This window comes from Martelella alba, assembly GCF_006516955.1.
Taxonomy (GTDB): Bacteria; Pseudomonadota; Alphaproteobacteria; order Rhizobiales; family Rhizobiaceae; genus Martelella; species Martelella alba.
Genome location: NZ_VHLG01000003.1, coordinates 229,732 through 256,215 on the forward strand (window position 1 = coordinate 229,732; position 26,484 = coordinate 256,215).

The window sequence follows — 26,484 nt, forward strand, 5'->3', positions numbered from 1 at the left end:
GTCAGACAGCAGAAACCCGGGCCTGCTGCGGCCCGGGTTCATTGACATCAAAACTCTTCGTAACTTGCTGGATCCTGCCCCTGAAGGCGTCCATCCGGGCGGCCGAGGGCGGTGATGGCGGCAAGGTCGGCGTCGTCCAGCGTGAAATCGAAAACAGCGAGATTTTCCCGCTGGCGCTCGGGACTCGATGCTTTCGGCAGCGGCAGGGCACCGCGCTGAAGGTGCCAGCGCAGGATCACCTGTGCCGGGGTCTTGCCGATCCGCGCGGCAATATCGGCGACCACCGGCTCGGTCATGATCTTCGTGCCACGCCCGAACGGGCTCCAGCTTTCGGTGACGATACCCAGCGCACGATTATAGGTCAGTTGCTCTTCCTGGGGGAAATAGGGATGGATCTCGACCTGGTTGACGGCGGGGAGAATGCCGGTCTCCTGCTTCAGCCGGTCCAGGTGAGCCGGCAGGAAATTGCTGACGCCGATGGAACGGACGAGGCCGCGCTTCTGGACCTCGATCATCGCCTGCCAGGCTTCGACATAGAGGTCCTGCAGCGGGTTGGGCCAATGGATCAGGTAGAGGTCGTAATAATCGAGCCCTGCGCGCCAGAGTGATTCCTCTACCGTTGCGATCGCCTGTTCATATTTGTGGTGGCGGCCCGGCAGTTTCGAGCAGAGCCTGAGCTGTTCACGGGCAATTCCGCTTTTGCGGATCGCCGCACCGAGGGCGCCTTCATTCTCGTAATTGAAGGCAGAATCCAGGAGCCTGTAGCCATTGTGGATCGCCGCCGTGATTGCATCCACCGCGCTGCTGCCCTTCATGGGTGATGTGCCGAAGCCGAGTGCCGGAAGGGTCGTGCCATCATTGAGGGTGAGCATTGGAATATCGGGTGACATTGTCATTTTCTCTGCCTTTCCATGTCTGGCGATACTGTCATTTCCGGTCACATGGTATTGCGACCGGTCTTTTATTCCAGAAGGGCTGCCGGGGTATCGCGATGATCGGGGCAGCATCAGCATCGCCTCCAGAATAATGCAATTTATCGCAACAGGTTCCCGGTTTCTCAAGTTTGAGACTCAGCGGTTCCCCAGTGCCAGCGATATGGCGCTGCTGGTCTGTTTCAAGGGCGCAATCAGGCTGGCAAATGCCCCACTGTCTGTGACGGAGGTCAGTGTCGAGATGCTGACGGCGGCAACCACCTTCTTGTCGTGGTCGAAGACGGGTGCGGCCATGCAGCGCACGCCGCGCGAATGTTCCTCGTCATCCATTGCCACGCCTTCGGCACGCACCGTGTTCAGCGCAGCGATAAAAGGTTCCGGCGCGGTGATGGTGCGCTCCGTGAATGCGGTGAAGTCATAGCCTTCAAGCAGGTGGCGCACCTCGGTGGTCGGGCGAAAGGCCAGTAGCACCTTGCCGATGGCGGTGCAGTGGATCGGCAGGCTGCGGCCGATCCGCGAATAGCCGATCAGTGCGCGCGAGCCATCAACCTTGTCGATATAGACACCGTTTTTACCTTCCAGAACGCCGAGGTGTACGGTTTCTCCGGTTGTCTGGGACAAGGCGGCGAGCGCCGGACCAGCGCGCTTGCGCAGGTCCAGCGAGCTGATGACGAAGGTGCCGCGCTCCACCAGCTTCATGCCGAGCCGGTAGCGGCCATTCTCGTGATTCTGATCAATATAACCTTCGATCTGCAGCGTCTTCAAAAGCGAATGCAGTGTCGATTTGTGAAGGTCCAGCCGGGCGGCAATATCGGTGATCTTCATCTCCGGATTGTCCTCATCAAAGAGGTTCAGGATCATCAATGCACGCTGTACGGACTGGATGATGGGCATGAGGGCTCCCGCCGCTTGAAGATGGTGCAGCCAGTGATGAGGACATGCTTGCAAAGCGGCTGCGCTGTGTTAAATTCTATATTATAAACTTGTGTTCTACAATATAAAACAAAAGCGCGATCGACATCCCTTCCATGACCGACAGGGACGCTTCCGCCGGAGGCCCCAGATATGCAGTATCCGAAATTTTCAGGCATCATCCCGCCCGTTTCCACGCTTTTCACCGACACTGGCGCGGTTGACCGCGCCGCGATGGCGCATGTGATCGACATGCTGATCGGAGCGGGTGTCAACGGCCTGTTCTTCCTTGGCACCGGCGGCGAGTTCTCGCAGATGTCAGCCGATGAGCGCCGCGCGGCGGCTGAGACGGTTATTGACTGCGTCAAGGGCAGGGTACCGGTGCTGATCGGCACGGGAAGCCCGAATATGCGCGAGGCGGTGGAGCTGTCGCGCCATGCCGCATCCGCCGGTGCTGACGGGATCGTGGCGATCAACCCCTATTACTGGAAGGTCACGGAGACCAATCTCTTCCGATATTTCGGCGCGATTGCCGAAAGCATTGACCTGCCGATGCTGGTCTATAATTTTCCTGATCTGACCGGCCAGGATCTGACGCCCGAGATCATCAAGCGGCTGGCTGACGCCAATGAGAACATCGTCGGTGTGAAGGATACGATCGATTCCGTCGGCCATCTGCGTCGCATGATCGATGTGGTGAAGGGCGCGCATCCCGATTTTTCCGTTTTCTGCGGCTATGACGACCATCTGGTGAATACGCTGCTGATGGGGGGAGACGGGGCGATTTCGGCGAGCGTGAACTTTGCGCCGCAGCTGTCGGTTGGCATCTATCGCGCTTTCCTCGCCGATGATCTGGCAACCATGACCAGCCTCAACCGCCAGCTTCTGAAGCTGCCGAAGCTTTACGGCCTCGATGCGCCCTTCGTGAATGTGGTGAAGGAGGCCATGCGGCTGACAGGCCTGCCGGTTTCGACCTATGCTTTGCCGCCGGCCGGTCCTGTGAGCGAGGCGATGAGCCAGACCGTGCGCCAGGTGCTGGTTTCGGCGGGTGTGCTGGAGGACTGAAGACAAAAGACGACAAAACGGGAAAGGCCACAGGGAGGACAGGATGGCACTGGACAGGATTTTTGATGATGGGGGCGGTGCGATCTTCGATATCGCCACCAATGCGCCGGGGCCGGAGGGGTCTCTGCCGCTGACACCGGATATGCTGGTGAATGCGCCGAGCGGTGATATTTTCGGCCTCACGCTCAATGCCGGTATGGGCTGGTCGCCGAAGCGCATGCGCGGACCGGAGGTCATGCTGGTCGGCACCATGGGCGGGATACGCCAGCCGGATGGCAAGCCGGTCGCCCTTGGCCTTCACACCGGCCATTACGAAATCGGCCTGCAGATGGAAGCCGCCGCCCGTGAAATCGCCGGTGCCGGCGGTATGCCCTTTGCCACCTTTGTCAGTGACCCCTGTGATGGCCGGACACAGGGTACGACAGGCATGTTTGATTCGCTGCCCTATCGCAATGATGCCTCGATCGTCATGCGGCGGCTGATCCGCTCCCTGCCGACGCGCAAGGCGGCCATTGGCGTTGCCACCTGCGACAAGGGTCTGCCCGCCATGCTGATGGCGCTGGCCGGCATGCACGATATCGCGACGGTGCTGGTGCCAGGTGGAGCGACGCTGCCGCCAACCTTCGGCGAAGATGCGGGCAAGGTGCAGACGATCGGCGCCCGTTTCGCCAATAACGAACTGTCGCTCGAAGATGCCGCAAGCCTCGGCTGCCGCGCCTGTGCGTCGCCGGGCGGGGGGTGCCAGTTTCTTGGCACGGCGGGAACGTCTCAGGTGGTGGCGGAAGGGTTGGGGATGGCGCTGCCGCATAGCGCGCTTGCGCCTTCCGGCCAGCCGGTTTGGCTGGAGATTGCCCGCGCATCCGCCCGTGCCGCCCTCGGCCTGATCGAGAAGGGACTGACGACCAGAGATATTCTGACCGAACACGCGATCGAAAACGCCATGGTCGTGCATGCCGCCTTTGGCGGTTCGACCAATCTTCTTCTGCATATTCCGGCGATTGCCTTTTCCGCTGGGTTGAAGCTGCCGGATGTGGGCGACTGGACACGGATCAACCGTGCCGTTCCCCGCCTTGTCAGCGTGCTGCCCAACGGGCCGGAATATCACCCGACGGTGCGTGCCTTCCTGGCCGGTGGCGTGCCGGAGGTCATGCTGCATCTGCGCCGTCTCGGCCTTCTCCACGAAGATGCCATGACCGTGACCGGCGAAACGCTTAGCGACAATCTCGACTGGTGGGCGGGGTCAGAACGGCGCGCCCGTTTCAGGGCGCTACTTGCCGAGCATGATGGTGTCGACCCGGACCGGGTGATCATGAGCCCGGATCAGGCAAAGACCCGCGGTCTGACCTCGACGATCACCTTTCCCGTTGGCAATATCGCGCCGGAGGGGTCGGTGATCAAATCGACGGCGATTGATCCATCAATGCTCGATGAAAACGGCATCTACCGCCACACGGGGCGTATCAAGGTTTTTACCCGCGAGCGCAATGCCATCAGCGCTATCAAGACCGGGCATATCCGCGCCGGTGATATCATGGTGGTGATGGGCGGAGGCCCTTCGGGTACCGGCATGGAGGAGACGTATCAGTTGACCTCTTCGCTCAAGCATCTCTCCTTCGGCAAATATGTGAGCCTTCTGACCGATGCCCGCTTCTCCGGCGTGTCGACCGGCGCCTGTGTCGGTCATATCGGCCCGGAAGCGCTTGCTGGCGGCCCGCTCGGCAAACTGCGCGACGGTGATGTTGTCGAGCTCATCGTTGATTGCCGCAGGCTTGAGGGATCAGTGAATTTTCTCGGAACGGACGAGCAGCCATTGTCACCGGAGGAGGGGGCAGAGGAGCTGGCGCGGCGCGCGGCGCATCCTGATCTCGCGCCAGAAGCGGCCCTGCCGGATGATACCCGCCTGTGGGCGGCATTGCAGGCGGCAAGCGGCGGCACCTGGCGCGGCTGTATCTATGATCCGGACAGGATCATCGCAGCTTTGTCGCGCGGTGCCATGCCGTGACCGCGTTGCGGATTTGGTGAGAAAGAACATGATACAGGGAGGTGCCTGATGGCGCGGTTTGCAGTTGTAACGGGTGGAAGCACCGGCATTGGCCGGACATTGGTCGAAGCGCTGGCGGGCGAAGGCTATAAGGTCGCCTTCAGCTACCGGTCGCATGGCGAGGCGGCGCAGTCACTTGAGGAAAGTGTTGCCAAAGCGGGTGGCGAAGCGCTCGGCATTGCTTGTGATGTCGGCGACCGCGGTGAGGTCGACAGGTTTTTCGATGCCGCCTGCGCGTGGGCGGAAGACGCGCCTGATCTTCTGGTCAATAATGCCGGGGTGCAGAGCTGGGCCGCCCTTGTCGATCTTGAGGAAGACGACTGGGACAGGGTGATCCGCACCAATCTCAAGGGCTGCTTTCTCAACACCAAGCGGGCGGCAAAGGCCATGATTGCCGCCGGGAAGGGCGGCGCAATCGTCAATATCGGTTCGGGCTGCAACAAGCTCGCCTTTCCAAAACTGGTCAGCTACACCGCGTCCAAGGGCGGGATCGAGCAATTCACCAAGGTTGCCGCCGTTGAGCTCGGGCCGCATGGCATAACGGTCAATTGTGTCGCCCCCGGCGCCATTGCGCTTGAGCGCACGCTGGAGGAGGTGCCGGATTATGAGGAAACCTGGTCGAAGATCACGCCGCTGAGACGCATCGGCAGGCCGGAAGATATCGTCGGGCCGGTCATGTTTTTTGCAACACCGGCCGCTGCTTTTGTGACCGGGCAGACGCTCTGGGTGGATGGCGGCGTGTTCAGCCAGGCCGCATGGCCCTATTGAGCCCGACACGGACCGGCTGCTTGAGCAGACGGATCATGAACGGCGGCGTTTTCATTCAGCAGAGCGATTTGCGCCTTGAACATGGGGTAGCGTTCTCCCAGCTGAGTGGCATACCGGTCGACCTTGTTGTCCAATATCGATCTGCAGGTGGCTTTGAAGCCGGGCTCGCTGTGTGCACATTGAGCGATAATCAACTGAAACACGTCCGGGAAGCTGGCGCTGAATGCCTGCTTGCGAAGCGTGGAGGCTAAAGAGTTTGCGGGCGTCATGGTGCCAATGCAGTTCTTGTGAAAGAAATGTTCCATCATCGTCTGGAAGAGTTCAATACGAGCCAACGGGTTTGGAACTTCGCGTAGCTTTTGCATGGTCATGATGAGTGGAGTTTGGGAGCCATAAAGGCAGGCCTCCGGCAAGAGGGAGAGGAAGGCGTTCTGGAAGATTGTGATTGCCTTTGTATCCGTTGCTTGCCCCGCATCTTCCAGCTTCACGAATTCGGCCTGCCGGAGAGCCTTTACGTAGAAGGCGGCCAGGAGGCTATTTGGTTTGCTGGCATTGGCGGTTGGTTCCGGGGCCGGATGGGATAGTTGATATTCATAGTGTCGCAGCGAAATGTGTGGCAGGTTTTCCACGAGCTTTAGCAAAGCTTCCATGTGTTGACGAATGTCGTCGTCTGGCGCTTTGTCAATTGCCTCCATGATGCGATCGATGACCTCGCTGCAGAACTGCCCTAAACTCCATTGTGGAACAAGGCGGCCCAGGTTTTCAGCGATGATCATATAGGGTGACTGCGACAGCGGACTGTCCTTGCGCTCGTCATTCTGCAGCTTGTCGGCAATTTGCAACTGAATGCGCAACAATTCGCGTTGCGGTCCGGCGCTGGTGATCTTGCCGAGATTGGCCAGGTCGTGAAGTGAACCCAATTGCGCGCGGCTCAATTCGTCAAATTTGTATTGGGAAGAGTGATTTTCGTCATATAACGTCAACGGTCTTCCACTCGCCATTCTCGGGAGAATGTAGAGGAATTTCTCCCAGTCACCGCGTTCTGACATGTCTGTGATGCATGAAGCGACTTCATCCATCACAGACGCCGACGAAGACATTGATGTGGTTGGGGCGGTGTTGGCGGTTGTCGTCATGCGCCGGCGCTTGGATTGGACCTGCGCCAGCGGTTCTGTCGCCGGGGGCATGGCGGACGAGGTCGGGTGCTGTGTTGCAATGGCACTGTAGCCGGTCATGTCTGTTCCCGCTGCCGGTCTCGCTGCATAACCCTCCTCCAGGACGATTTCGACAGGTGAAGCATTGTTCGGATACGGGAATGAACCGCCCGGTGCCGGCTGCGCGCTATGCTGGCTTGCGCTTGATCCCGCCATTTGCAGCAGCGCCGCATAAAGCTGCTGGATCGATTGCGTTGTCGCATTGAAGGGCGGCTGTTGAACACTGCTGCCTGGCGCATTGCCGTAAAACGGCGTGGTTGCAAGCGGCGACGGCCAGGCAGGCATTGCACGAAGGAGGGGGTTCTCGGCCAGCCGATTGAGCAAGGCCTGCCGTAATGCCGGATAGGGAGAGATATGCCACGCTGCTGGACCGTTTTCCGTTTCCTCAGATGCCGGCTGGCGGTTTTGGGCCAGATTGTCCTGCGGAATTGCCGTGGTGCTGGCAGAGATGATTTCAGACAGGTTGAGCGGTGTGTGCTGTTCCAGGCCACCCAAGGGGGTATTTTCGAAAATGGCGGAAGCGTTCGCGGTGGAGGCAGGCAGGCCAAGCTTTGCAGGTCGATCCGGCTCAATGTTGTGAACCGTGCCGGCGTCTGCCGGCATTTGCGGCTCTATCGTTGATGGCTGGATCGGCGGTGATGTCTCCTGTGGAGAGCGTGAACCCCGCCTGTTGCCGTTATTGCCTATATTTGAAAACACGTCTGATTTCCCCAATGATCCTGATAGACCGGATTTACAGGTGATGGATCTGATAAAAATTTCAAAAAATCCGATAATCTGGCAGGTGACGCCATTCGCCCGCGGGCCATCGGTTAACGAAGGGCGCGGTTTGGCTAAGATTGGGCGGCTGGATGTGGCTTCGGTTTCGCGTAGATGACTTTCCCGCCGAAGCGTTCAATCAACAAAGACAGCATGTCGCAGCAATAACCGGCTGGTTCGTGGGTTCATTTCTCATTAGGCTGGAGGCAAGGGCGACGAACAGCTTTCTTCCGCGCCGGCTGGCCCGTCTGATGATATCTGCACTGATCAGCATGATCCGGATTGCAGCAGTCAGCGTCTCTGTTCGGCCTGCCGGTATTGCGCCTGTCTGTTCGGGCAAAATGAAATGGAGTGCGTAAAATATGGTGGTAGCAAAACTCAACATTCCCGATCTCGCTGGCAAGGCGGTGCTGATTACCGGTGCTTCAACCGGTATCGGCGCGGCCCTTGCCAAAGGCTTTGCAGCGCAGGGCGCAAAGGTCGGCCTGCATTATCACGCAAGCGTCGCCGCAGCTGAGGCCGTGGCCGCAGAGATTGAGGGCGCTGGCGGAACGGCATGCCTCATCAGGGCCGATGTCAGCCGAACGTCCGAGGCAATACGGATGGTTGATGACATGGTTTCGGCCTTTGGCACGGTTGACGGCCTCATCAACAATGCCGGCGGTATGGTCGCGCGCCGGGCCTATGCCGAGATGACCGATGATTTCTATGACGAGGTGATGGATCTGAATGCCCGTTCGGTGCTGGCGGCGACAAAGGCCGCAATTCCCTATCTGAAGCGCCAGGGCGGCTTCGTCATCAACACGACCTCGATTGCCGCCCGCAATGGCGGAGCACTGGGAAGCGGGCTTTACGGCTCGTCCAAGGCGTTTATTTCCAATGTCACCCGCGGCATGGCCAAGGAGCTGATCCCCTTCAAAATCCGCGTGAATGCCGTTTCTCCGGGCGTGATCCTGACACCGTTTCATGAGCGTTATTCGACGCCGGAACAGCTTGATGCGGCGTTGAAACAGGTCCCCGAGGGCCGTCTCGGCGTGGCTGAAGATTGTCTCGGCGCCTATCTGTTTCTCGCCTCGGCGGCATTGTCGTCCTATGTCGTGGGGCAAATTATTGAAGTCAATGGCGGTCAGTTGATGCCGTAATTCCGATTGGGAGGAAAAATCGTGAACAAGCGTATCGTTTTTACCGGCGGCTCTGGCAAAGCCGGCCGCGAGGTCGTGCCCTATCTCCTGAACAAGGGCTACAACATCCTCAATCTCGACATTGCGCCGCTGGCAGTTGCGGGTGTCAACACGCTGAATGTCGATCTGACGGATAGCGGCCAGGTCTTCAATGCGCTGTCGATGCATTTTGATTTCGATGGCTATGATACGGGCAACGGACCCGCACCAGTGGATGCTGTCGTGCATTTTGCCGCCGTGCCGCGCGTGCTGCTGAAGCCGGACAATGAGACATTCCGCAACAATGTCATGTCGACCTACAACGTCATCGAGGCGGCAACAAAGCTCGGCATCCGCAAGGTCATCATCGCCTCGTCGGAGACCACCTTTGGTGTGTGTTTCGCCGAAGGTGATAAGGATTATCACAGCTTTCCGCTGGAGGAAGACTATGATGTCGATCCGATGGACAGCTACGGGCTTTCCAAGGTCTGCAACGAGAAGACGGCGCGCGCCTTTGCCATGCGCACCGGGGCGGATATCTATGCTCTCAGGATTGGCAACGTGATCTCGCCGGAAGATTACGCGAAATTTCCCGCCTTTCTTGCGGATCCGCCATCGCGCAAGCGCAATGCCTGGTCCTATATCGATGCACGTGATCTCGGTCAGATCGTTGATCTCTGCCTCAAAAAGGACGGGCTCGGCTTTCAGGTCTTCAATGCCGTCAACGACACGATCACGGCTCGGGAGCCTACGGCAGAATTCCTCGCCAAATATGCGCCGAACACGCCGGTCACGCGAGAAATGGGTGCTTATGAAGCGCCGCTGTCCAATCGCAAGATCCGCGAGGTTCTCGGTTTTCGCGAGGAACATGACTGGCGCAAATATGTGAAGGACTGACGGGGCACCCCGTCAGTCAGGGGTGTCAGTGCGCTTCGAACAGCCTGAAGGACTTGTCTTTCGCAAGCTCTGTTATGTGGTCGCCATAACGCTTTTCAAAGGCGTCTACCTGATTGTTGCGAACCAGATAGCCAGCGCCCGGTGAAAGCGTATCGGGCAGCTGATCGACATCCTGGATCGTGGTGATCTGGCCGTGGCGGTAGAACTCTGCGGAGAAGTCGCGCCCGCCGGTGATCGTCAGCGGATGGCTTTGCGGGAAATGCGCCAGAATATCCTGTCGCGAGGGAAGGAAACTGTCCTTGCCAATCAGGCAGGCGACAATCAGGCCGATAACCAGGACCATGATTTCGGCCACGCCAACCTTCAGCCATGTACCGCCGCCCGTGCCGCTGCGTCGCCACAGGATGACCCCGAGCGCGGCCGCAGCAGGCAGGGCCGGCAGCGTGTAGGTCACAAGGATATTGGCGGCTGCAGTGAAAAACACCAGCGGCACGATGGCGAAGAGCAACAGATAGGACTGCAATCCGTCGCCATCGGCGGGAATGCCACGCTTGTAGAGACGCCAGCCAAGGATCGGCAGCATCGGGCTCCAGGGCAGGGCCGCCACGATCCAGTAGAGCCAGATGGTCCCCTTGGCATGTTCGCGGCCCGAGCCATAAAGATCGCCGGTCCAGCCTGGATCGAGGAAGCGCTGGATATGCTCGCCGATGATGAAATATTTCAGGAAACCGGGCGTGGCGATTTCGGCGGCAACATACCACGGAATCGATATGATGGCGGCGACGGCAAGGCCGGAGACCCAAGGCAATCGGCCAAGGTTTGACCATTCGCGGCGCCAGATGACCCATAGCGCGATCGGTGTCATCGACAGGACGACGGATACCGGGCCCTTGGCCAGCATGCCGATGGCGATGCCAGCAAAAAACATCCAGGCCCAGCGGCGGTCTCCGCGCATGGCCGAATAAAAGCCGGTCATGCAGGCGACGATGCCCAGTGTGAGCACCATGTCTGTCTGAACAAAGGCGATGGCAACGAAAAACAGGGCGGCACTACACAGGATCAAAAGCGTGACAAGTGCCGTCGTCCGGTCGGTCAGCTGTTCCAGCCAGCGCCAGAGAATGACGAGAAGGGCGATCGTCGCGAATAAAATGCCGAGGCGGGCAGCGAATTCATTGGCGCCAAAGGCTTCAATGCCGAGCGCCGACAGCCAGGTATGAAGCGGTGGTTTGGCCCAGAAAGGGACACCATAATCGAATTGCGGTGTGATCCAGTTGCCGGTTTCCGCCATTTTTCGGGCGATTTCGGCATAACGTGCCTCGGTTGGATCCGTGAGCGGAACCACGAACATGGCGATGATGCGAACCGCCAGAAGCAGGATCAGTCCCAGTGAAAGAGATTTGATGTTTTTGCTCGCCAAATGACAGCCTTTCATGAGCCTGATAGGTTAGGACGCGCTTTACTACGAACTGGCATCGGAATTTTCAACTGGTAAACTAGTTTGCCTCCCTGGGCTTCAATGATGGCTCATCCCGCGAGGCGCTGAGCTGCAAGGACTGTGAAAACGCCTGCAGCTATATTGTCGCGGCAAGCGGGCTCTGTCTTGGATATGGTTGGACAGGAACTTTGTTATGTCGGTATATCGTTGCTTTATTTGTATATTCATCGTAGGAAACCAGACTTGATGGTATCGATCGCGACTTTGCCGGATCAGGTGAGGCGCGAGGCAGAAGGACCGGCTATTCAGGCATGACAGCGTTGAACGCTCCCCTTGTTCTGGTGAAGCGCTACATGGTTTTTGGTGGCGGATCGTTGCTCGGGGCGGCGATAGACTATGTCGGCACACTCGCGCTGAACAGCGGTTTCGGTGTGCCCCCGGCGATCGCCCTTGGCTGCGTCATGATCGTCAGTGCCACCGTTGTGTTCTGCTATCACGATTACATAACGTTCCGTACTGCTGGCGCGGGGTGGGGGCGGCGTTTCATCCGCTTCATGCTGCTAGCCATTGTGATCTTTGCCTTGCGGGCTGTTGTACTGGAATTTCTGGTGGCCTATGATCTGTCGCTGCCACTGGCTGTGGCGGGGGCGATCCTGCTGATCTCAGTTGCCAACTTCTCCGCATCTTCTGTCTTCGTGTTTCTGAAAGGTGGCAAATGAGCGCCCTGGCCCTTTCAATCGTCGTTCCGGTTTATAATGAGGCCCCGAATCTGGCCAATCTCATCGCCCGCCTGAACATGCTCTCGGAAAAACTCAGGCAGGCGCATGGTCTTGATATCAGCTATATCTTCGTCGATGACGGCAGCCGTGATGACAGCTATGCTGTACTCACCAGCCTGGATTTTCAGGGCAATCCGGCGCGGATTTTGCAATTCTCGCGCAATTTCGGAAAGGAAGCAGCGCTGTCGGCCGGTATCGATGCTTCCGTCGGGGCCGATGCGACCATTTTCATGGATGCCGATCTGCAGCATCCGCCGGAACTTGTCGTCGAAATGGTCGAGATCTGGCTGCGGGATGATGTTGACAGCGTCTATACCTATAAGAGCGATCGTCTGGCGTCTGAAGGTCTGGCGCGCTCGGTGTTTTCCCGCATGTTCTACAAGACCATGAACCGTGGCGGGCGGTATCAGCTTGTTGAGGGGGCGGGTGATTTCCGGCTGGTCAACCGGCGTTTCGCCGATGCGCTGCGCCGCCTTCCCGAATCTGAGCGTTTCATGAAGGGGCTTTACGCCTGGGTCGGCTTTACCCAGCGCGGAATTCCGCTGACGCCACCGCCGCGCGAACACGGCGTTTCGAGTTTCAACACCCTCAAACTGCTGACCATGTCCTTCGATGCGCTGACAAGTTTCACGACCGCGCCGCTTCGGCTGATGGCGCTGACGGGCGTCTGCATCGCGCTTCTGAGTGGACTTTACGGCATTTACATTGTGCTTGAACGGCTCTTTTTTGAAAGCAGCGGCATCGGCATCAGCTCAATTCTGACACTGGTCTCCTTCTTTGGCGGCGTTCAGATGATCTTCCTCGGGCTTCTGGGGGAATATGTCGGCAAGGCCGTGCTGGAGGCGAAGCGGCGGCCCTGCTACCTCATTGCCGAGGACCGGACCATCGCCGTCGCCAAAGTTGCCACGACGCCTGACCCGAGGACCGAGGGCAGCATTGCCGAAGGCTGAATGCGACTGTTCTGGAGGTGCCTTGATGATCATCGCTGATGATTTCGGTCTTGGACGGATGCATGATGCGGTCATTCTTTCCCTGATTGCCGAGGGTCGGATCGACGGAACGTCGGTCATGATTGATGGCGCAATGACAGCCGCGGACATAGCCACCTTGCGGGCGCTTCGTGATGACGGTGCACGGATCGGTCTTCATCTCAATCTGACCCATGATTTCGATGTTTCTTTTCCGTCCATGCCGCTTGGTGCGCTGATGAAGGCAAGTCTTTCCCGCCGTCTGCCAGCGGTTTTCGGCGCGGATTTTCAGCGGCAGACGGCGCGTTTCGTTGAAGTTTTCGGTGGCCTGCCGGATTATTATGACGGTCATCAGCACTGTCACTGTCTGCCGGGGCTGTCGCGCATTGCCGCAGCCCTGCCCGGTGCGGGTGTCGCGTGGATGCGGGTGCCTCTGCCGGCAACGCCCTCAGGCCTATGGGCCAATATGCGCGCCGGTGGTTTCAAGGTTGCAGTGATTGCGGCGCTGGCATGGCGGGCGCGGACGCATTTTCGGAAGGCGGGATTTGCGACAAATAGCGATTTTTCCGGCTTTCTGCGGCTCGATGATCCTGATGCGGTTGCCGTCTGGCTGCCACGCCTCATGGCGGCGGCAGCAGGCGAGGGGCTGATCATGACCCATCCAGGGGCCGTGGATGATCCGTCGCAATGCGAAGGGCATGCCGCGCGATCCCGTGCCGTCGAGGCCCGGTTGCTGCGCAGGCCTACAGCACCGGCCCGAAAATCTGAATCGATTTTCGGAAAGCATGATGCGTGATCCGGTCGTCAGGCCGGGATGAGCAGCCGCGCTGCGCTTTCTCTGACGATTCCGGCGATTTTCTCAACGGTTTGTGTGTCGAAACGTGTCACAAGGCCCGAAACGGTTATCGCGCCGCGCAAATCGCCTGCGGTGTCGAAAACCGGTGCGGCGACGGCGGCCACCTCGCCATTGCGTTCGCCGTGAGAGGTGGCGTATCCGGCCTCACGGGTCGCTTCGAATTCGGCCGGATAGGGCTCGCTCCAGGCCTGCAGGACCTTGCCGGATGCGCCGCGGTTGATCGGTAATTCAACCCCTTCGGCAACCGAGTGGCGGATGGCGCGCGTCGGCTCGACACGGTAAAGGCAGATCCGCATGTCGCCCTGGCGGATATAGAAAGAAGCTGTTTCTGCGGTTTGTTCGACGAGATCTTCCAGTGTGCGGTGCAGGGCCGTTCCCAGCGAAAAGCCGGCGCGATACTGCGCACCGAGCCGCCAGGCGGCGTTGCCAAGACGATAGCGCCCGGTGTCATCGCGCTCAATATGGCCGAACCGTTCCAGCGACACGATCAGCCGCAGGATGGTGCTTTTATAAAGCCCGGTCTCGCGCGCCAGCTGCGCAAGTGTGAGGGGGCCTGGCGTATGCGAGAAACAGTCGAGAATGGCCAGCGCCCGTTCGACAGCCTCGACTCCCTTTTGCTCGCTCATGCTCTTTCCCCGGCTGAAATGGTCACATTTGCAAAATTGCAGGCGCCAGCTTTGCAGACATGCCGCAAGCCGGGTCGCAAGGCGCTTATAGGCCAAACGTCGACTAGACGATTATCAAATGTTCTGTTATTGTCAATAACGTTCTATCAGATAGAACGATAATTGATAAAAAGCAAGGTTTGCATGGGCATGTCGGGAGAAAATACATCCATGCTGGAGGGGGTACGGGTTCTGGATCTGACCAATGTTCTGGCCGGACCTTTCTGCTGCCACCAGCTCGCGCATCTCGGCGCGGAGGTCATCAAGGTCGAAAATGTCAGGGGCGGGGATCTGGCGCGACAACTCGGGGCCGATCCAGAGCTCAATCGCCGCCAGATGGGGATCTCTTTTCTGGCGCAGAATGCCGGCAAGAAATCGGTGACCCTCAATCTGAAGACGGATGAGGGCAAGGCGTTGCTAAAGGCGCTTGTGGCCGAGGCTGACGTGCTGGTGGAGAATTTCCGGCCGGGCGTGATGAAGCGTCTTGGTGTGGACTATGACGTGTTGCGCGCTGTGAACCCGAAACTGATCTATTGCGCCATTTCCGGTTTTGGCCAGGAGGGGCCATGGGTCGGCCGTCCGGCCTATGACCAGATCATCCAGGGCAGTTCCGGGGTGATGTCGATTACTGGTGATCGCGACAGTGCGCCGATGCGGGTGGGCTACCCGATTGCCGATACGATTGGCGGGCTCACGGCGGCCTTTGCCATTGCCGCGGCGCTCAATGCACCGGAACGCGGCAGCTTTATCGATGTATCCATGCTGGAGGCGGTGATCGCCACCATGGGCTGGGCGGTTTCCAACTATCTTGTCGGCGGTGTCGAACCGAGCGCCAATGGCAATGAAAACATGACGTCGGCGCCATCCGGTGCGTTTCAGGCCGCCGATGCACTGCTGAATATCGCTGCCAACAAGGATGAGCAGTGGCATGCGCTTGCCACTCATATCGGACGTCCTGAACTCATTGACGATCCGCTTTATCTGACGCGTGAGAAACGCAAGGAAAACCGGGCAGAGCTGAAAGCCGAAATCGAGACGGTGCTGAAGACCCGTCCGGCACGTGAATGGGCGCGTGAGCTGAACTGGCTCGGCGTTCCGGCAGGCGCCGTGTTGACCGTGCCGGAAGTGCTGGCCCATCCGCAGATTACCGAGCGCGGCATGCTGGCGACCTTTGATGAGGTGCCGGGCGTCGGCCGGCCCGTCACCGTGCTCCGAACCGGCTTCAAGGTTGATGGCCGGGCGCCCTCCGTGGCAACGGCACCTCCGGCGTTGGGGCAGGATAATCATGAGATTTACGGGCGTCTTGGCCTCTCCGGCGAGCGGATTGACGACCTCAAATCGCGGGGGGTCATATGAGCGACGTTGCTGACTGGTGGACCACTGAAATCATCGACATGCAGCCGGGAAAGATTCATTTTCGCGGCAAACCGATCGAAGATCTGATCGGCAATGTCAGTTTTCCGCAGATGGTCTGGCTGATGATCCGCGGCGATCTGCCGACAGCAGATCAGGCGAGGCTTCTGGAAGCCGCCCTTGTTGCCGCCGTTGATCACGGACCGCAGGCGCCCTCGATCGCCGCAGCCCGCATGGCGGTGACCTGCGGATTGTCGCTCAACGGCGCCATGGCCAATGCGGTCAATATGCTGGATGATGTGCATGGCGGGGCCGGTGAGCAGGCGGTGATGCTCTATCATGAAATCGATCGCGCCGTTGAAGGCGGCGAGGCCCTTGAAGCGGCAACATCCGCCGCAATCAGGATTTTCCGTGCGGAAAAGGGCAAATATATTCCAGGCTTCGGCCACCGTTTCCACAAGCCGGTTGATCCGCGCAGTCCGCGCCTGCTGGCGCTGGTGGATGAAGCCGCTGAAAGGGGAACGGTTTCGGGCCGCTTTGCAGCTATCGGCCGTGCCATTGCCGCGCATCTGGAGGAAGCGCGCGGCAAGCCGGTGCCGATGAATATCGATGGCGCAACGGCTGTCATCTATGCCGAGCTTGGCTTTGCGCCACCACTCGCGCGCGGTCTCTTCTGTCTGTCCCGTTCCGTTGGCGCACTCGCCCATGGCTGGGAACAGATGCAGCAGGGCGGACGCAATAAGGGGCCGACGCCCCCACACTATCGGTGGACCTATAAGGGTCCCGATCCGATGTCCTGAAACGGTCATAGAGGGAGGACTTGATGACCAAACTTCGCAATCTCGCCATGACGATGGTGCTCGGCCTGACACTTGCCAGCCCGGCACTCGCCTTTGAACCCAGTGCCAGCGAATGCATTGCACCGGCAGCGCCGGGCGGAGGCTGGGACTTCACCTGCCGCCAGGTCGGCAAGACGCTTCAGGATCTGAAACTCGTGCCTGGCACCATGCAGGTCGCCAATCTCGTTGGCGGCTCCGGAGGTGTCGCCTTTGCCGAAGTCGTCGGCAAGCGTGATACGGATGACAATCTTCTGGTCGCAGCCTCTTCTGCCACGGCAACCCGTCTCGCCCAGGGGGCTTTCCCCGGCTATAGCGCCGATCAGGTGCGCTGGGTCGGCTCGGTCGGCGCGGATTACGGCATCATCGCCGTTGCCAAGGATTCGCCGATCAACACGCTTCCCGAGCTGATGGACAAGATCAAGTCCGATCCCAAAAGCGTTGCCGTGGCAGGTGGTTCTGCTGTCGGCGGCTGGGATCATCTGAAGGTCCTGATGGCAGCGAAAAAGGCTGGCATCGATGATGTCCGCTCGGTCAAATATGTCGCCTTTGAAGGTGGCGGCGAAGCGGTGACCCAGCTTCTGGCCGGTTCTGTTCAGGCCTTTTCCGGTGATGCATCGGAAGCCAAGGGCTTTGTTGACAGCGGCGATATCAAGATCCTCGCCGTGCTCGCGCCCGACCGCATGCCGGGCGACTTCTCGTCTTTCCCGACCGCCAAGGAACAGGGCATTGACGTGATCGGTGCAAACTGGCGCGGCTTTTATGCGCCGGGCAAGATGGATGATGCGGCCTATCAATACTGGGTCGATGCGATCCAGAAGGTCTATATGTCCGATGAGTGGAAGCAGGTGATGGCCCAGAACGGTTTGGCTCCGCTGGACAAGAGCGGCCCGGAATTCACCGCCTTCGTCAATCAGTCCATCGCTGACATTCAGGCGCTGTCCAAGGAAATCGGCATCATCAAGTAAGTCTGAAGGCCCCGGCCCGGAGAGGAGAACCGGGACGGGGCCTTTTTATTTCAGTCAATGGGAGGAGACGCTGTGAGCGATCGCATTTTCGGCGTGTTCGGCATAATCCTGTCTGCCGTCTATGTCTGGCAGGCCATGCTGACGGAGGAGAGCTTTCTCAGCGATCCCGTCGGGCCGAAGGCCTTTCCGGTGATTATCGGCATCGTGCTGGCCGTAGCCAGCCTGTTCATCATCCTTCTGCCGGATGCGGAACCGGAATGGCCGCGCCTGAAGGCGCTGGCCGATATCGTCATTTCTGCCGGCGTGATGTTTGCCTATGCCTGGTTTCTGCCGGTTCTGGGCTTTGTGCTGGCGACCATCCTGGCGGCGGCCTTTCTGTCCTGGCGGCTTGGCGCGCGTCCGCTGCCGGCCTCTGTTGCCGGTGTCGTCATTTCGCTCGGCATCTATTCGATCTTCCATCTGGTGCTCGGTCTTCATCTGGCCCGCGGCCCGCTTGGCTTTTGATGCCCGGCGCAGAAAGGCATTTCCATGGACACGCTTTCCGCAGTGATGAACGGCTTTTCCGTCGCACTGACATTTGAAAATCTCAGCCTTGCGCTGCTCGGCTGTTTTCTCGGTACCATTATCGGTGCGTTGCCGGGGCTTGGCCCTTCCAATGGCGTGGCGATCCTGATTCCGCTCGCCTTCACGCTTGGCCTTCCGGCAACACCGGCGCTGATCCTGCTGACGAGCGTCTATTTCGGCGCCATGTATGGCGGGCGCATCTCGTCGATCCTGCTCAATATTCCGGGTGATGAACCGGCGGTGATGACGACGTTGGATGGCCATCCCATGGCCTTGAAGGGCCAGGCGGGCGAGGCACTGGCCATTTCCGGCATCGCCTCCTTTTTCGGCGCTTTCGTTGCGATCTGCGGCCTTGCCGTTCTGGCGCCGCAGCTGGTCAAGGTGGCGCTTTTGTTCGGTCCGGCCGAATATTTCGCGCTTTATGTTCTGGCCTTTGCCACGCTTGGCGGCATTACCAGCCGCAATCAGGCAAAATCCGCGCTCGCAGCCGCTATCGGGCTTGGCGTTGCCATGATCGGTATCGATCAGCAGACCGGCGTGCCGCGTCTGACCTTCGGGCAGATGCATCTTTATGATGGCATCGATTTTCTCGTTGCTATTGTCGGCCTCTTTGCGCTGTCGGAGGTTTTTACCTTCCTCGAGCACCATGGCAGCAAGGTCGATAGTGCTGATCATGGCGACAAAACCGTCAAAATCGGCCGGATCGTGCCGCGGCTGTCAATGATCCGGCAGACATCCGGCTCCATGGTGCGTGGGACCGTGATCGGCTTTATCGCTGGCGTTCTCCCCGGTGCCGGTGCCTCGCTCGGCTCATTCCTCGCCTATGGTGCGGAGAAGAACCTGAAGAACCGTGACGACACTTTCGGCAAGGGCGATCCGCGCGGCGTGGCCGCGCCCGAAGCCGGCAACAATGCTTCGGCCGGCGGGGCGCTGGTGCCGATGCTGGCGCTCGGCGTTCCGGGGTCGGGCACGACGGCGGTGCTGCTTGCCATGCTATTGGCACTGAATGTGACGCCGGGGCCGCTGCTCTTCACCAAAAACCCGGACGTCGTCTGGGGGCTGATCGCTGCGCTGATGCTCGCCAATGTCATGCTGCTTCTGCTCAACATTCCGCTGGTCGGCATGTTTGTGCGGATCTTGCTGATCCCGTCGAAATATCTGATGCCGACGGTGGCGATGATCTCCTTTGTCGGCATTTACGGGATTTCGGGCTCGGTCTTTGATCTCACCGTCATGGTCGCATTCGGCCTTGTCGGCTGGCTTCTGCGCAAGCTCGATGTGCCGTTGGTACCGGTGATCATGGGGGTGCTGCTCGGCAACCAGATGGAGGTCAATCTGCGCCGTGCCATGACGATCTCCGATGGTGACTGGTCGGCGCTGTTTGCCTCGCCGCTTGCCATCGGTCTCTGGATCGTGGCGGTGGCGGGCTTTGTCCTGCCGATCATTCTGAATATGACCAAGCGGCGCAACCGGGTGCTGATGACCCATAATGAGGAACTGGCGGAAGGCGACTGAAGTGCTGCGCCTCCCGCAATTCAAGCCCGGCCGGTTTGACCCGGCCGGGCTTTCATATTTCAGCCGTCCAGATTGGCGCTGGTGAGCGCGGTGTAGAGTTCCGGGCGGCGGTGAAGCTTGAAATTGAAGATGTTCCTGCGAATTTCCAGACAGCGGTCGAGATCGCAGTCATAGGTGATCAGCTCATCGCCCAGCGTACCGGCCATGGCGACGATCTCGCCTGTGGGCGCAATGATGCAGCTCTGGCCGATCAGGTCACAGCCTTCTTCCTTGCCGGCCTTGGCAATGCCGACCACCCACATGCCGTTCTGATAGGCGCCAGCCTGCAGGCTCAGATGATTGTGGAAGCATTGCAGGTGATCATGTTCCGGGGCCAGCGGATAATGGACCGGCGTATTATAGCCGATCAGCACCATTTCCACGCCGCGCAAGGCCAGTTCGCGATAGGTCTCCGGCCAGCGGCGGTCATTGCAGATCGCCTGACCGAAGACGCCGCCAAATACGTTTGCGGCCGAGAAAGGCTCGGGGCCCGGCTCGAAATAGCGCTTTTCCAGATGCTGAAACGGGCGCCATGGTTCGTGTTCCGGGTGGCCGGGCAGATGGATCTTGCGATAACGGTGGACGATATTGCCGGCCTTGTCGACGATGATCGTCGTATTGTAGCGATGGGTAACGCCGTCAATCTCGGTCAGCTCGCCATAGCCGAGCGAAAAGCCGATCTTGAGTTCCCTGGCGCGGGCAAAGAGTGGCGCGACATCGTCATTCGGCATGGATTTTTCGAAAAAGGCGTCAACATCTGCCTGATCTTCCATGAACCAGCGCGGAAAAAAAGTGGTCAGCGCCAGTTCGGGAAAGGCGACGACGTCGCAATGACGGCTGGCGGCCTTTTCCACCAGCGCGATCATGCGCGAAACGACTTCGGCGCGGGTTTCTTCACGGGCGATGGGGCCAAGCTGGGCCGCGCCGACAACAACAACTCTTGCCATCAGGCAATCTCTCCATTGGTTGGCATGGCCTGCTTCAGTGCCACCTGCAACAGCACGTTGGCACCGTTTTGAAGGTCTGCCGCTTCTGTGAATTCCGTGACGTTGTGGCTGATGCCGTTGACGCTCGGAACGAAAATCATCGCAGCGGGCGCAAGGCCGGCGATGATCTGGGCATCGTGGCCAGCGCCTGAAAACATGCGCCGCGTGGAAAGGCCGAGCCCTTCGGCTGCTGCCTCGACACTGTCGACAAGGGGAGGGGCGAAATCGGTCGGCGGAAAATCGGCAAGTGCGCGCGTGGTGATGGTGACATCCTCACGCGTCGCCACATCGGCAATCAGTGCGGCCAGTTTTTCATCGGCCATCTTCAGCGTTGCGGCATCAGGGTGACGAAGGTCGACGGTCATCAGCGCCTTTTCTGCGACCACATTGACGAGATTGGGCTTCAGTGTGATTGCGCCGACCGTGCCGACCATGTCGCCGCCGATCTGCCGGACGAAATCGCCGACGCCTGCGGCAATGCGGGCAGCGGCAAGGCCAGCATCGCGCCGCAGCCGGATCGGCGTGGTACCCGCATGGGACGCGCGGCCTGCAATCGTGATCTCGGTCCAGGAAATACCCTGGACGCCGCGGACGACGCCGATCTGCAACCCTTCATCTTCCAGCACCGGTCCCTGCTCGATGTGAAGCTCGAAATAGGCGGCAATCGCCTTCGGGCCGCAGCCGGTACCGGCATAGCCGCTTTTGTCCAGCGCATCGCCGAGCCGCTCGCCATCAATGGCGATGATATCGCGTGCCGTTGCCACCTTCATGCCGCCGGCAAAGACCAGACTGCCGAGCATGTCGGGCTGAAAGCGCGCACCTTCCTCATTGGTGAAGGCGGCAACGACAATCGGATGTTCGGTCTCAATGCCTGCATCATTCAGTGATGCGACAACTTCGAGACCGGCGAGCACGCCAAGCGCGCCATCATAATAGCCGCCGGTCGCCACCGTATCGATATGGGAGCCGAGCATGACGGCGGGGCCATCCGTGCGGCCCTTGCGGGTGCCGAAAATATTGCCGATCGGATCGATCGCGACGGTGAGGCCGAGCGCCTTCATCTCGCCGACCAGATGGTCGCGACCAAGCTTTTCATCGGCGCTCAGCGCCAGACGGCAGACGCCGCCGCCGGGCAATGCGCCGATCTTGCCGAGGTTTTCCAGCCGTTTCACCAGCCGGGCACCATCGACCTGCATGGTATTGACGATCATTTCACAGACTCCACTTCAGCGGCAGTCCGGCCGACGATCTCGGCATAAAGTGCCGGGTCCGTATCGCCTTCGCTGCCAAAACATAAGACGACTGATTGTGCATTCAGTCCCAGCATGTCGCGCCAGTCCTTGCGTTCGCTTGCCATCAGAAAACCGGCAAGCCCCGCAACGCCGCTTTCGCCACTGGCAAGCTGCGCCCCCGCTTGACCGGAGGCCAGGAGCCGCATGGTTTCAGCTGCGGCCTCATCCTCGATGGCCATGAAAGCCGAAACGCCGCCGTTCAGGATCGGCCAGGCGATGATGGAGGGTTCGCCGCAGGCAAGGCCCGCCATGATGGTGTCAAGCGCGCCGCCAACGGTGACAGGGCTTCCCGCTTTGGCGCTTTCCTGAAGGCAGGCTGCATTTTCCGGCTCAACCACGGTGACGATCGGGGCATTGGCGCCGAATGTCTCCCAGAAATGCGCGGTCACGGCGGCAGCCAGTCCGCCGACGCCGCCCTGGATGAAGATGTGCGTCGGGCATTTGCCCCCCAGCTGGCGGATCGCTTCTTCCGCCATCACGCTATAGCCCTGCATCACATTGCGCGGGATATCGGTGTAGCCGGGATAAGAGGTGTCGGAGACAACGAACCAGCCCTGTTCTTCCGCCTGGCGCGCAGCCTCGCGGATGCTGTCATCGTAATTACCCTTGGCTCGGACCACACGGGCACCGTAATGGGCGATGGCGTCTTCGCGGGCCTTCGATACGGTTTCATGGATGAAGATCACCGCCTTGCAGCCGAACAGTTGAGCCCCCCAGGCAACCGAACGGCCATGATTGCCATCGGTGGCGCAGGTGACAGTCAGGTCTGAGATAATGTCGCTATAGGTGCCAGCAAGCAGGTCTGCCGTTTCGGGCGCTTTTCCGGTGACGGCTTCAATCCGGGCCGCCAGAAGGCGGAACACCGCATAGGCGCCGCCAAGCGCCTTGAAGGAACCAAGTCCGAAGCGGCCAGCCTCATGTTTGTAGTAGATCGCTGCGACACCGGTCTTGTCGGCCAGCGCGTCAAGCGCAACAAGCGGGGTCTCGTCATAACCTTTCCAGGCCGAGACGGTGTCGAGCGCGCGTTTGCCCGCTTTAAGGCTCAGTGTTGGCTGGAGGGCAGGCGGATAGGGGCCGCTTGCCGCCGGATGGCCTGCAACGAGGCTTGCCCGGAAATGCGAAAAGTCGAAGACCATGGGAGACATTCCAAAAATGGCGAAACTGTGCGAAGGATAGCGTGGATGCTTGACCAGTCAACAAGAAATGAAAATAATTTTTCGTAAATTCTAGTTTGTGAAAATGAGGCGCGAATGACCGAACAGGAGGATACCCGTCCCATCGATGTCCGCATCATGGAAATTTATGATGAGCTGACGGCATCAGAGCGGCGGCTGGCGGCGGTGGTCATGGAGGCACAGGCCAATCTTGCGAGTTTCACGGCGGGTGAACTGGCGGCGAAGGCCGATATCTCCAACGCTACGGCGGCGCGGTTCTTCCGGCGCTTAGGCTATGCCAGCTATAACGAGGCAAGGCTGATGGCGCGTCAGAGCGAGGACTGGGGGTCGCCGCTTTACGAGCTGACAGGGACGGGCGGAAAGCGGCTTTCGCCCGGCGATTTCGGGCTTCATATCGCCCAGGATCTGCAGAACCTGACACGCACGGCCGAGATGCTGGAGGAGGCTGATCTCGACCGGGCGATCGCCATGCTGACAGGTGCAAAACGCATCTGGATCATCGGCTTCCGCAATTCCATGGCGCTTGCCACCTATGCCCGGGCGCTTCTGACCAATCTGAAGCCTGATGTCCGGCTGGTACCGGCAGCCGGCATGTCGATGGGCGAGGAACTTGCCGGGATCGGGCCTGACGATCTGTTTTTGGTGTTCGGCTTTCGCCGCCGCCCGGCCCAGCTGCGTGAAATCATGGCGGTGGTGCAGGAGGCTGGAACGCCGATCCTTCTGGTGGCCGACATGACTGCGGCCCGGACAGCGCAGCTCGCGACGCTGACATTGCGCTGTCACAATCGCGGCCATGCGATGTTTGACAGCTATGCGGCGCCAATGAGCCTGATCAACTATCTCTGTTCGGCCGTCAGTCAAACGCTTGGTGAGGAGGCTGTTGCCCGACTCGCTGAGATCGAAGCGCTGCATGGGCGGCTGGATCAGCTCGGTGCGCCGTTTCTCGGGCGCAAAATGCCCAAGTCTTAGTCAATTGCCGAAAAATGAAACAATATTTTCATGTTGATGATTTTATGAAAAAGGTTTTTAATTAAGTCGGGTCGAATGAAAAACATCGACCACTCGCGCATGACATTGGGGAACCTAAAAGGGATCGAGCCTATGACTTTTGAAATTAACCGCCGCGGATTGCTCAAGACCGCCGCAGCGGGTGCCGCGCTCAGCGCGTTTTCGCCGCTCAGCCGCGCCTTTGCCGCAACCGATATCGCCTGGATGACCTGGGAAAACCTGGCCAAGCCGGATTATCTCGCTGCTTTTATGAGCGCCAATCCGGGCGTCGATATCACCAAGACCTTCATTGGTACGGATGATGAGCAGTTCGCCAAGCTGCGTGCCGGCGGCGCTTCTGCAGTCGATCTGATTACGCCCGGCCTCGACAAGGTCGAATATTACGTTGCCTCCGACCTGCTGCAGCCGATCGACTTTTCCAAGGTCACCAATGGCGACCTGCTCTATGACACGTTCAAGAATACCAGCCTCGGCAAGAAGGATGGCAAGACCTACGGCATTCCCTTCTATTGGGGCATCAACCCGATCGTCTATCGCGCCGATCTGATGGATGGCGAGCCGGACTGGTCGGTTTTCTTTGAAGGCGACAAATATGCGGGCAAGCTTGCGATGCGCGATTATGCGCTGGAAGGCATCATGATTGCCGCCATGTATCTCGGCATTCCGCGCGATGAAATGTTTGTCATGGATGACAAGCAGCTGGCTGAGATCAAAAAGGCGCTGATGGCGCAAAAGAAACTGCTTCGCACCTACTGGAACTCGATCGGCGATCTGACCAATCTGTTTGCCTCCGGCGAAGTCGTCTGCGCCTTCTCCTGGGTGCCGCCCTATTATGATCTTAAGGAACGCGGCCTGGACATGGGCATGGCCAAGCCGAAGCAGGGTGTTATCGGCTGGTGTGACACGCTTGCCGTTCCGGCCAGTGTCGAGGGCGAGAAGCTTGATGCGGTCTTCAGCCTCGTCAACTACCTGCTGGGTCCGGCCTATGGCGAAAAGCTCGCCTTTGGTGGCCCCTATGCCCAGTCGACCTCGGCTGCGCGCGATCTCATCCCAGACGATCAGAAGGAAAAGATCTTCATCAGCGATCTGTCTGTGATGGACAGCTTCGTCTGGAAGCAGAACCCGCCGCGCTACAATGACTGGGTGGCACTCTGGAACGAAGTAAAGGCCAGCTAAGCATGCTTTCCGCATCCCCGACGAAAAATGCCGGTGCGACCGGCATCGTGAAGCCGGAGACACCGCTGTTACAGGGCGTTGCCGTTCACAAGGAATATGGCACTGTCCATGCCGTTCGCGGCATTGATTTTGCCATCGAGGCCAATTCCTATGTCACGCTTCTGGGCCCGTCGGGCTGCGGAAAGACTTCGCTGCTACGCATGATCGGTGGCTTCGAGGAAATCTCCTCGGGGCTGATCGAGCTTGATGGCCGCTCGCTTGCCGGAACACCGGCGGCGAAGCGGCCGGTCAACACCGTATTTCAGAACTATGCGTTGTTTCCGCACTTGAGCGTCAGGGAAAATGTCGGCTTTGGTCTTGCCTATCGTCATCTTTCCAAGGCCGAGATTGCCAGCAAGGTTGAGGCCGCCCTTGCCATGGTGCAGATGGAGAGCATGGCGGAACGGCGTCCTCGCCAGCTCTCCGGCGGGCAGCAGCAGCGCGTGGCGCTGGCGCGTGCCATCGTCAATGAACCGCGGATCCTGCTGCTTGACGAGCCGCTTTCCGCCCTTGACCGGCGCATGCGCAAGGATATGCAGATCGAGCTGAAGGACCTTCAGCGCCGGCTCGGCATGACCTTTCTGCACGTGACCCACGATCAGGAAGAGGCGTTTGCGCTTTCGGATCATATCATCGTCATGAATGATGGCCGGATCGAGCAGCAAGGCGCACCTGCCGAGATCTACCGCCGTCCGCAAAGTGCCTATGTGGCTGATTTCATCGGCGGCGCCAATCTGGTTGCCGGCCGGATTACCGATCTGGCCGAGGGCGGAGCGACGATTGAAACCGTGGCGGGGCTTTTCTTCTGCCCGGCCGTTGGCGGGCTTGCCGTTGGTGATGCCGCGGTTCTGACATTGCGGCCGGAGCAGGTCAGCCTGAAAGACGACGGCACCATTGCAGCCACGGTGACGCATACCGTGTTTCGCGGTTCTGAATGGCTGGTTGAAACCGTGCTGGCTGATGACACGGCGCTCAGCCTGACAACGAGTGCCGACGAAGCCCCGAAGGTGGGCAGCGCCGTCAAGCTTGGTTTCGATCCCTCGCGCGGCTGGATTACCGCCGCAGGCCGGGGCGTCTGAGCC

At 59.5% G+C, this 26,484-nt stretch carries 24 protein-coding genes; 16 read left to right on the forward strand and 8 right to left on the reverse strand.

What is annotated here, in order from left to right; genetic code table 11:
* Positions 1-47 precede the first annotated feature (47 nt).
* Both FJU08_RS07475 and FJU08_RS07480 read right to left on the reverse strand, forming a co-directional pair.
* Complete coding sequence (locus FJU08_RS07475) at positions 48-896, reverse strand: aldo/keto reductase (RefSeq protein ID WP_235890621.1); 849 nt, start codon at positions 894-896, stop codon at positions 48-50.
* Positions 897-1,070: 174 nt separating this feature from the next.
* Positions 1,071-1,826 (reverse strand): IclR family transcriptional regulator, encoded by a 756-nt coding sequence (locus FJU08_RS07480; RefSeq protein ID WP_141148352.1) that lies wholly within the window; start codon positions 1,824-1,826, stop codon positions 1,071-1,073.
* A 171-nt stretch (positions 1,827-1,997) separates the two neighbouring features.
* Between FJU08_RS07480 and FJU08_RS07485 the strand changes: the two genes are divergently transcribed.
* Genes FJU08_RS07485 through FJU08_RS07495 form a run of 3 tightly spaced genes read left to right on the forward strand, consistent with a single transcriptional unit; the run spans position 1,998 to position 5,718 of the window.
* On the forward strand, positions 1,998-2,909 hold the full coding sequence (locus tag FJU08_RS07485; protein WP_141148353.1) for a dihydrodipicolinate synthase family protein: 912 nt from the start codon (positions 1,998-2,000) through the stop codon (positions 2,907-2,909).
* 43 nt (positions 2,910-2,952) lie between these two features.
* Positions 2,953-4,911 (forward strand): YjhG/YagF family D-xylonate dehydratase, encoded by a 1,959-nt coding sequence (locus FJU08_RS07490; protein WP_141148354.1) that lies wholly within the window; start codon positions 2,953-2,955, stop codon positions 4,909-4,911.
* A 48-nt stretch (positions 4,912-4,959) separates the two neighbouring features.
* Positions 4,960-5,718, forward strand: coding sequence for an SDR family NAD(P)-dependent oxidoreductase (locus FJU08_RS07495; RefSeq protein WP_141148355.1), 759 nt, complete (start codon positions 4,960-4,962; stop codon positions 5,716-5,718).
* Here FJU08_RS07495 and FJU08_RS07500 read toward each other — a convergent pair.
* Positions 5,712-7,535, reverse strand: a complete 1,824-nt coding sequence (locus tag FJU08_RS07500; protein ID WP_141148356.1) for a hypothetical protein — start codon at positions 7,533-7,535, stop codon at positions 5,712-5,714. The two genes, FJU08_RS07495 and FJU08_RS07500, sit on opposite strands and share 7 nt — an antisense overlap.
* A 518-nt stretch (positions 7,536-8,053) precedes the next feature.
* Between FJU08_RS07500 and FJU08_RS07505 the strand changes: the two genes are divergently transcribed.
* Together FJU08_RS07505 and FJU08_RS07510 are read left to right on the forward strand one after the other, a co-directional pair.
* The gene (locus FJU08_RS07505) at positions 8,054-8,833 is read left to right on the forward strand and encodes an SDR family NAD(P)-dependent oxidoreductase (RefSeq protein ID WP_141148357.1); all 780 of its coding nucleotides are present in this window, start codon (positions 8,054-8,056) and stop codon (positions 8,831-8,833) included.
* A 21-nt stretch (positions 8,834-8,854) separates the two neighbouring features.
* Positions 8,855-9,748 (forward strand): NAD-dependent epimerase/dehydratase family protein, encoded by an 894-nt coding sequence (locus FJU08_RS07510; protein WP_141148358.1) that lies wholly within the window; start codon positions 8,855-8,857, stop codon positions 9,746-9,748.
* 25 nt (positions 9,749-9,773) lie between these two features.
* Here FJU08_RS07510 and FJU08_RS07515 read toward each other — a convergent pair whose 3' ends face one another.
* Positions 9,774-11,165: an ArnT family glycosyltransferase gene (locus FJU08_RS07515; protein ID WP_235890622.1), complete on the reverse strand. Its 1,392-nt coding sequence runs from the start codon at positions 11,163-11,165 to the stop codon at positions 9,774-9,776.
* A 338-nt stretch (positions 11,166-11,503) separates the two neighbouring features.
* Here FJU08_RS07515 and FJU08_RS07520 point away from each other — a divergent pair, with 338 nt between their 5' ends.
* From FJU08_RS07520 to FJU08_RS07530, 3 genes are read left to right on the forward strand one after another with little or no spacing between them, the layout of a single operon-like run.
* Positions 11,504-11,902 carry a GtrA family protein gene (locus FJU08_RS07520; protein WP_181409779.1) on the forward strand — a complete coding sequence of 133 codons (399 nt, stop codon included), beginning with the start codon at positions 11,504-11,506 and terminating at the stop codon, positions 11,900-11,902.
* A complete protein-coding gene (locus FJU08_RS07525; RefSeq protein ID WP_141148361.1) occupies positions 11,899-12,912 on the forward strand; it encodes a glycosyltransferase family 2 protein in 1,014 nt (337 codons plus the stop codon). Before FJU08_RS07520 ends, FJU08_RS07525 begins: the two co-directional genes overlap by 4 nt.
* A gap of 25 nt (positions 12,913-12,937) precedes the next feature.
* Positions 12,938-13,726: a ChbG/HpnK family deacetylase gene (locus FJU08_RS07530; protein ID WP_141148362.1), complete on the forward strand. Its 789-nt coding sequence runs from the start codon at positions 12,938-12,940 to the stop codon at positions 13,724-13,726.
* A gap of 8 nt (positions 13,727-13,734) precedes the next feature.
* Here the strand turns inward: FJU08_RS07530 and FJU08_RS07535 are convergent, their stop codons facing one another.
* Positions 13,735-14,412 carry an IclR family transcriptional regulator gene (locus tag FJU08_RS07535; RefSeq protein ID WP_141148363.1) on the reverse strand — a complete coding sequence of 226 codons (678 nt, stop codon included), beginning with the start codon at positions 14,410-14,412 and terminating at the stop codon, positions 13,735-13,737.
* 210 nt (positions 14,413-14,622) lie between these two features.
* On the opposite strand from FJU08_RS07535, the gene FJU08_RS07540 reads away from it, so the two are divergent.
* The 5 genes from FJU08_RS07540 to FJU08_RS07560 all read left to right on the forward strand — a co-directional run bounded on the left by FJU08_RS07540 (position 14,623) and on the right by FJU08_RS07560 (position 19,687).
* Positions 14,623-15,807 (forward strand): CaiB/BaiF CoA transferase family protein, encoded by a 1,185-nt coding sequence (locus FJU08_RS07540; RefSeq protein ID WP_141148611.1) that lies wholly within the window; start codon positions 14,623-14,625, stop codon positions 15,805-15,807.
* A complete protein-coding gene (locus FJU08_RS07545) occupies positions 15,804-16,604 on the forward strand; it encodes a citryl-CoA lyase (RefSeq protein ID WP_141148364.1) in 801 nt (266 codons plus the stop codon). Before FJU08_RS07540 ends, FJU08_RS07545 begins: the two co-directional genes overlap by 4 nt.
* 23 nt (positions 16,605-16,627) lie before the next feature.
* Positions 16,628-17,608, forward strand: a complete 981-nt coding sequence (locus FJU08_RS07550; protein ID WP_141148365.1) for a Bug family tripartite tricarboxylate transporter substrate binding protein — start codon at positions 16,628-16,630, stop codon at positions 17,606-17,608.
* 72 nt (positions 17,609-17,680) lie between these two features.
* Positions 17,681-18,112, forward strand: coding sequence for a tripartite tricarboxylate transporter TctB family protein (locus FJU08_RS07555; protein ID WP_141148366.1), 432 nt, complete (start codon positions 17,681-17,683; stop codon positions 18,110-18,112).
* Positions 18,113-18,136: 24 nt separating this feature from the next.
* Complete coding sequence (locus tag FJU08_RS07560) at positions 18,137-19,687, forward strand: tripartite tricarboxylate transporter permease (protein ID WP_141148367.1); 1,551 nt, start codon at positions 18,137-18,139, stop codon at positions 19,685-19,687.
* 59 nt (positions 19,688-19,746) lie between these two features.
* Here FJU08_RS07560 and FJU08_RS07565 read toward each other — a convergent pair whose 3' ends face one another.
* Genes FJU08_RS07565 through FJU08_RS07575 form a run of 3 tightly spaced genes read right to left on the reverse strand, consistent with a single transcriptional unit; the run spans position 19,747 to position 23,140 of the window.
* Complete coding sequence (locus tag FJU08_RS07565) at positions 19,747-20,673, reverse strand: N-carbamoyl-D-amino-acid hydrolase (protein ID WP_141148368.1); 927 nt, start codon at positions 20,671-20,673, stop codon at positions 19,747-19,749.
* Complete coding sequence (locus FJU08_RS07570) at positions 20,673-21,923, reverse strand: M20 family metallo-hydrolase (RefSeq protein WP_210245207.1); 1,251 nt, start codon at positions 21,921-21,923, stop codon at positions 20,673-20,675. Before FJU08_RS07570 ends, FJU08_RS07565 begins: the two co-directional genes overlap by 1 nt.
* Positions 21,920-23,140, reverse strand: a complete 1,221-nt coding sequence (locus FJU08_RS07575) for a diaminopropionate ammonia-lyase (protein WP_141148369.1) — start codon at positions 23,138-23,140, stop codon at positions 21,920-21,922. The genes FJU08_RS07570 and FJU08_RS07575 overlap by 4 nt, the downstream gene beginning before the upstream one ends.
* Before the next feature lie 114 nt (positions 23,141-23,254).
* Between FJU08_RS07575 and FJU08_RS07580 the strand changes: the two genes are divergently transcribed.
* The 3 genes from FJU08_RS07580 (at position 23,255) to FJU08_RS07590 (ending at position 26,481) form a co-directional block, all read left to right on the forward strand.
* A complete protein-coding gene (locus FJU08_RS07580; RefSeq protein ID WP_141148370.1) occupies positions 23,255-24,148 on the forward strand; it encodes a MurR/RpiR family transcriptional regulator in 894 nt (297 codons plus the stop codon).
* Between the two features lie 132 nt (positions 24,149-24,280).
* Entirely contained in the window at positions 24,281-25,363 is a 1,083-nt protein-coding gene (locus FJU08_RS07585; protein WP_210245208.1) for an extracellular solute-binding protein, read from the forward strand.
* A 2-nt stretch (positions 25,364-25,365) separates the two neighbouring features.
* Positions 25,366-26,481 carry an ABC transporter ATP-binding protein gene (locus tag FJU08_RS07590; protein WP_141148371.1) on the forward strand — a complete coding sequence of 372 codons (1,116 nt, stop codon included), beginning with the start codon at positions 25,366-25,368 and terminating at the stop codon, positions 26,479-26,481.
* Positions 26,482-26,484: the final 3 nt, after the last annotated feature.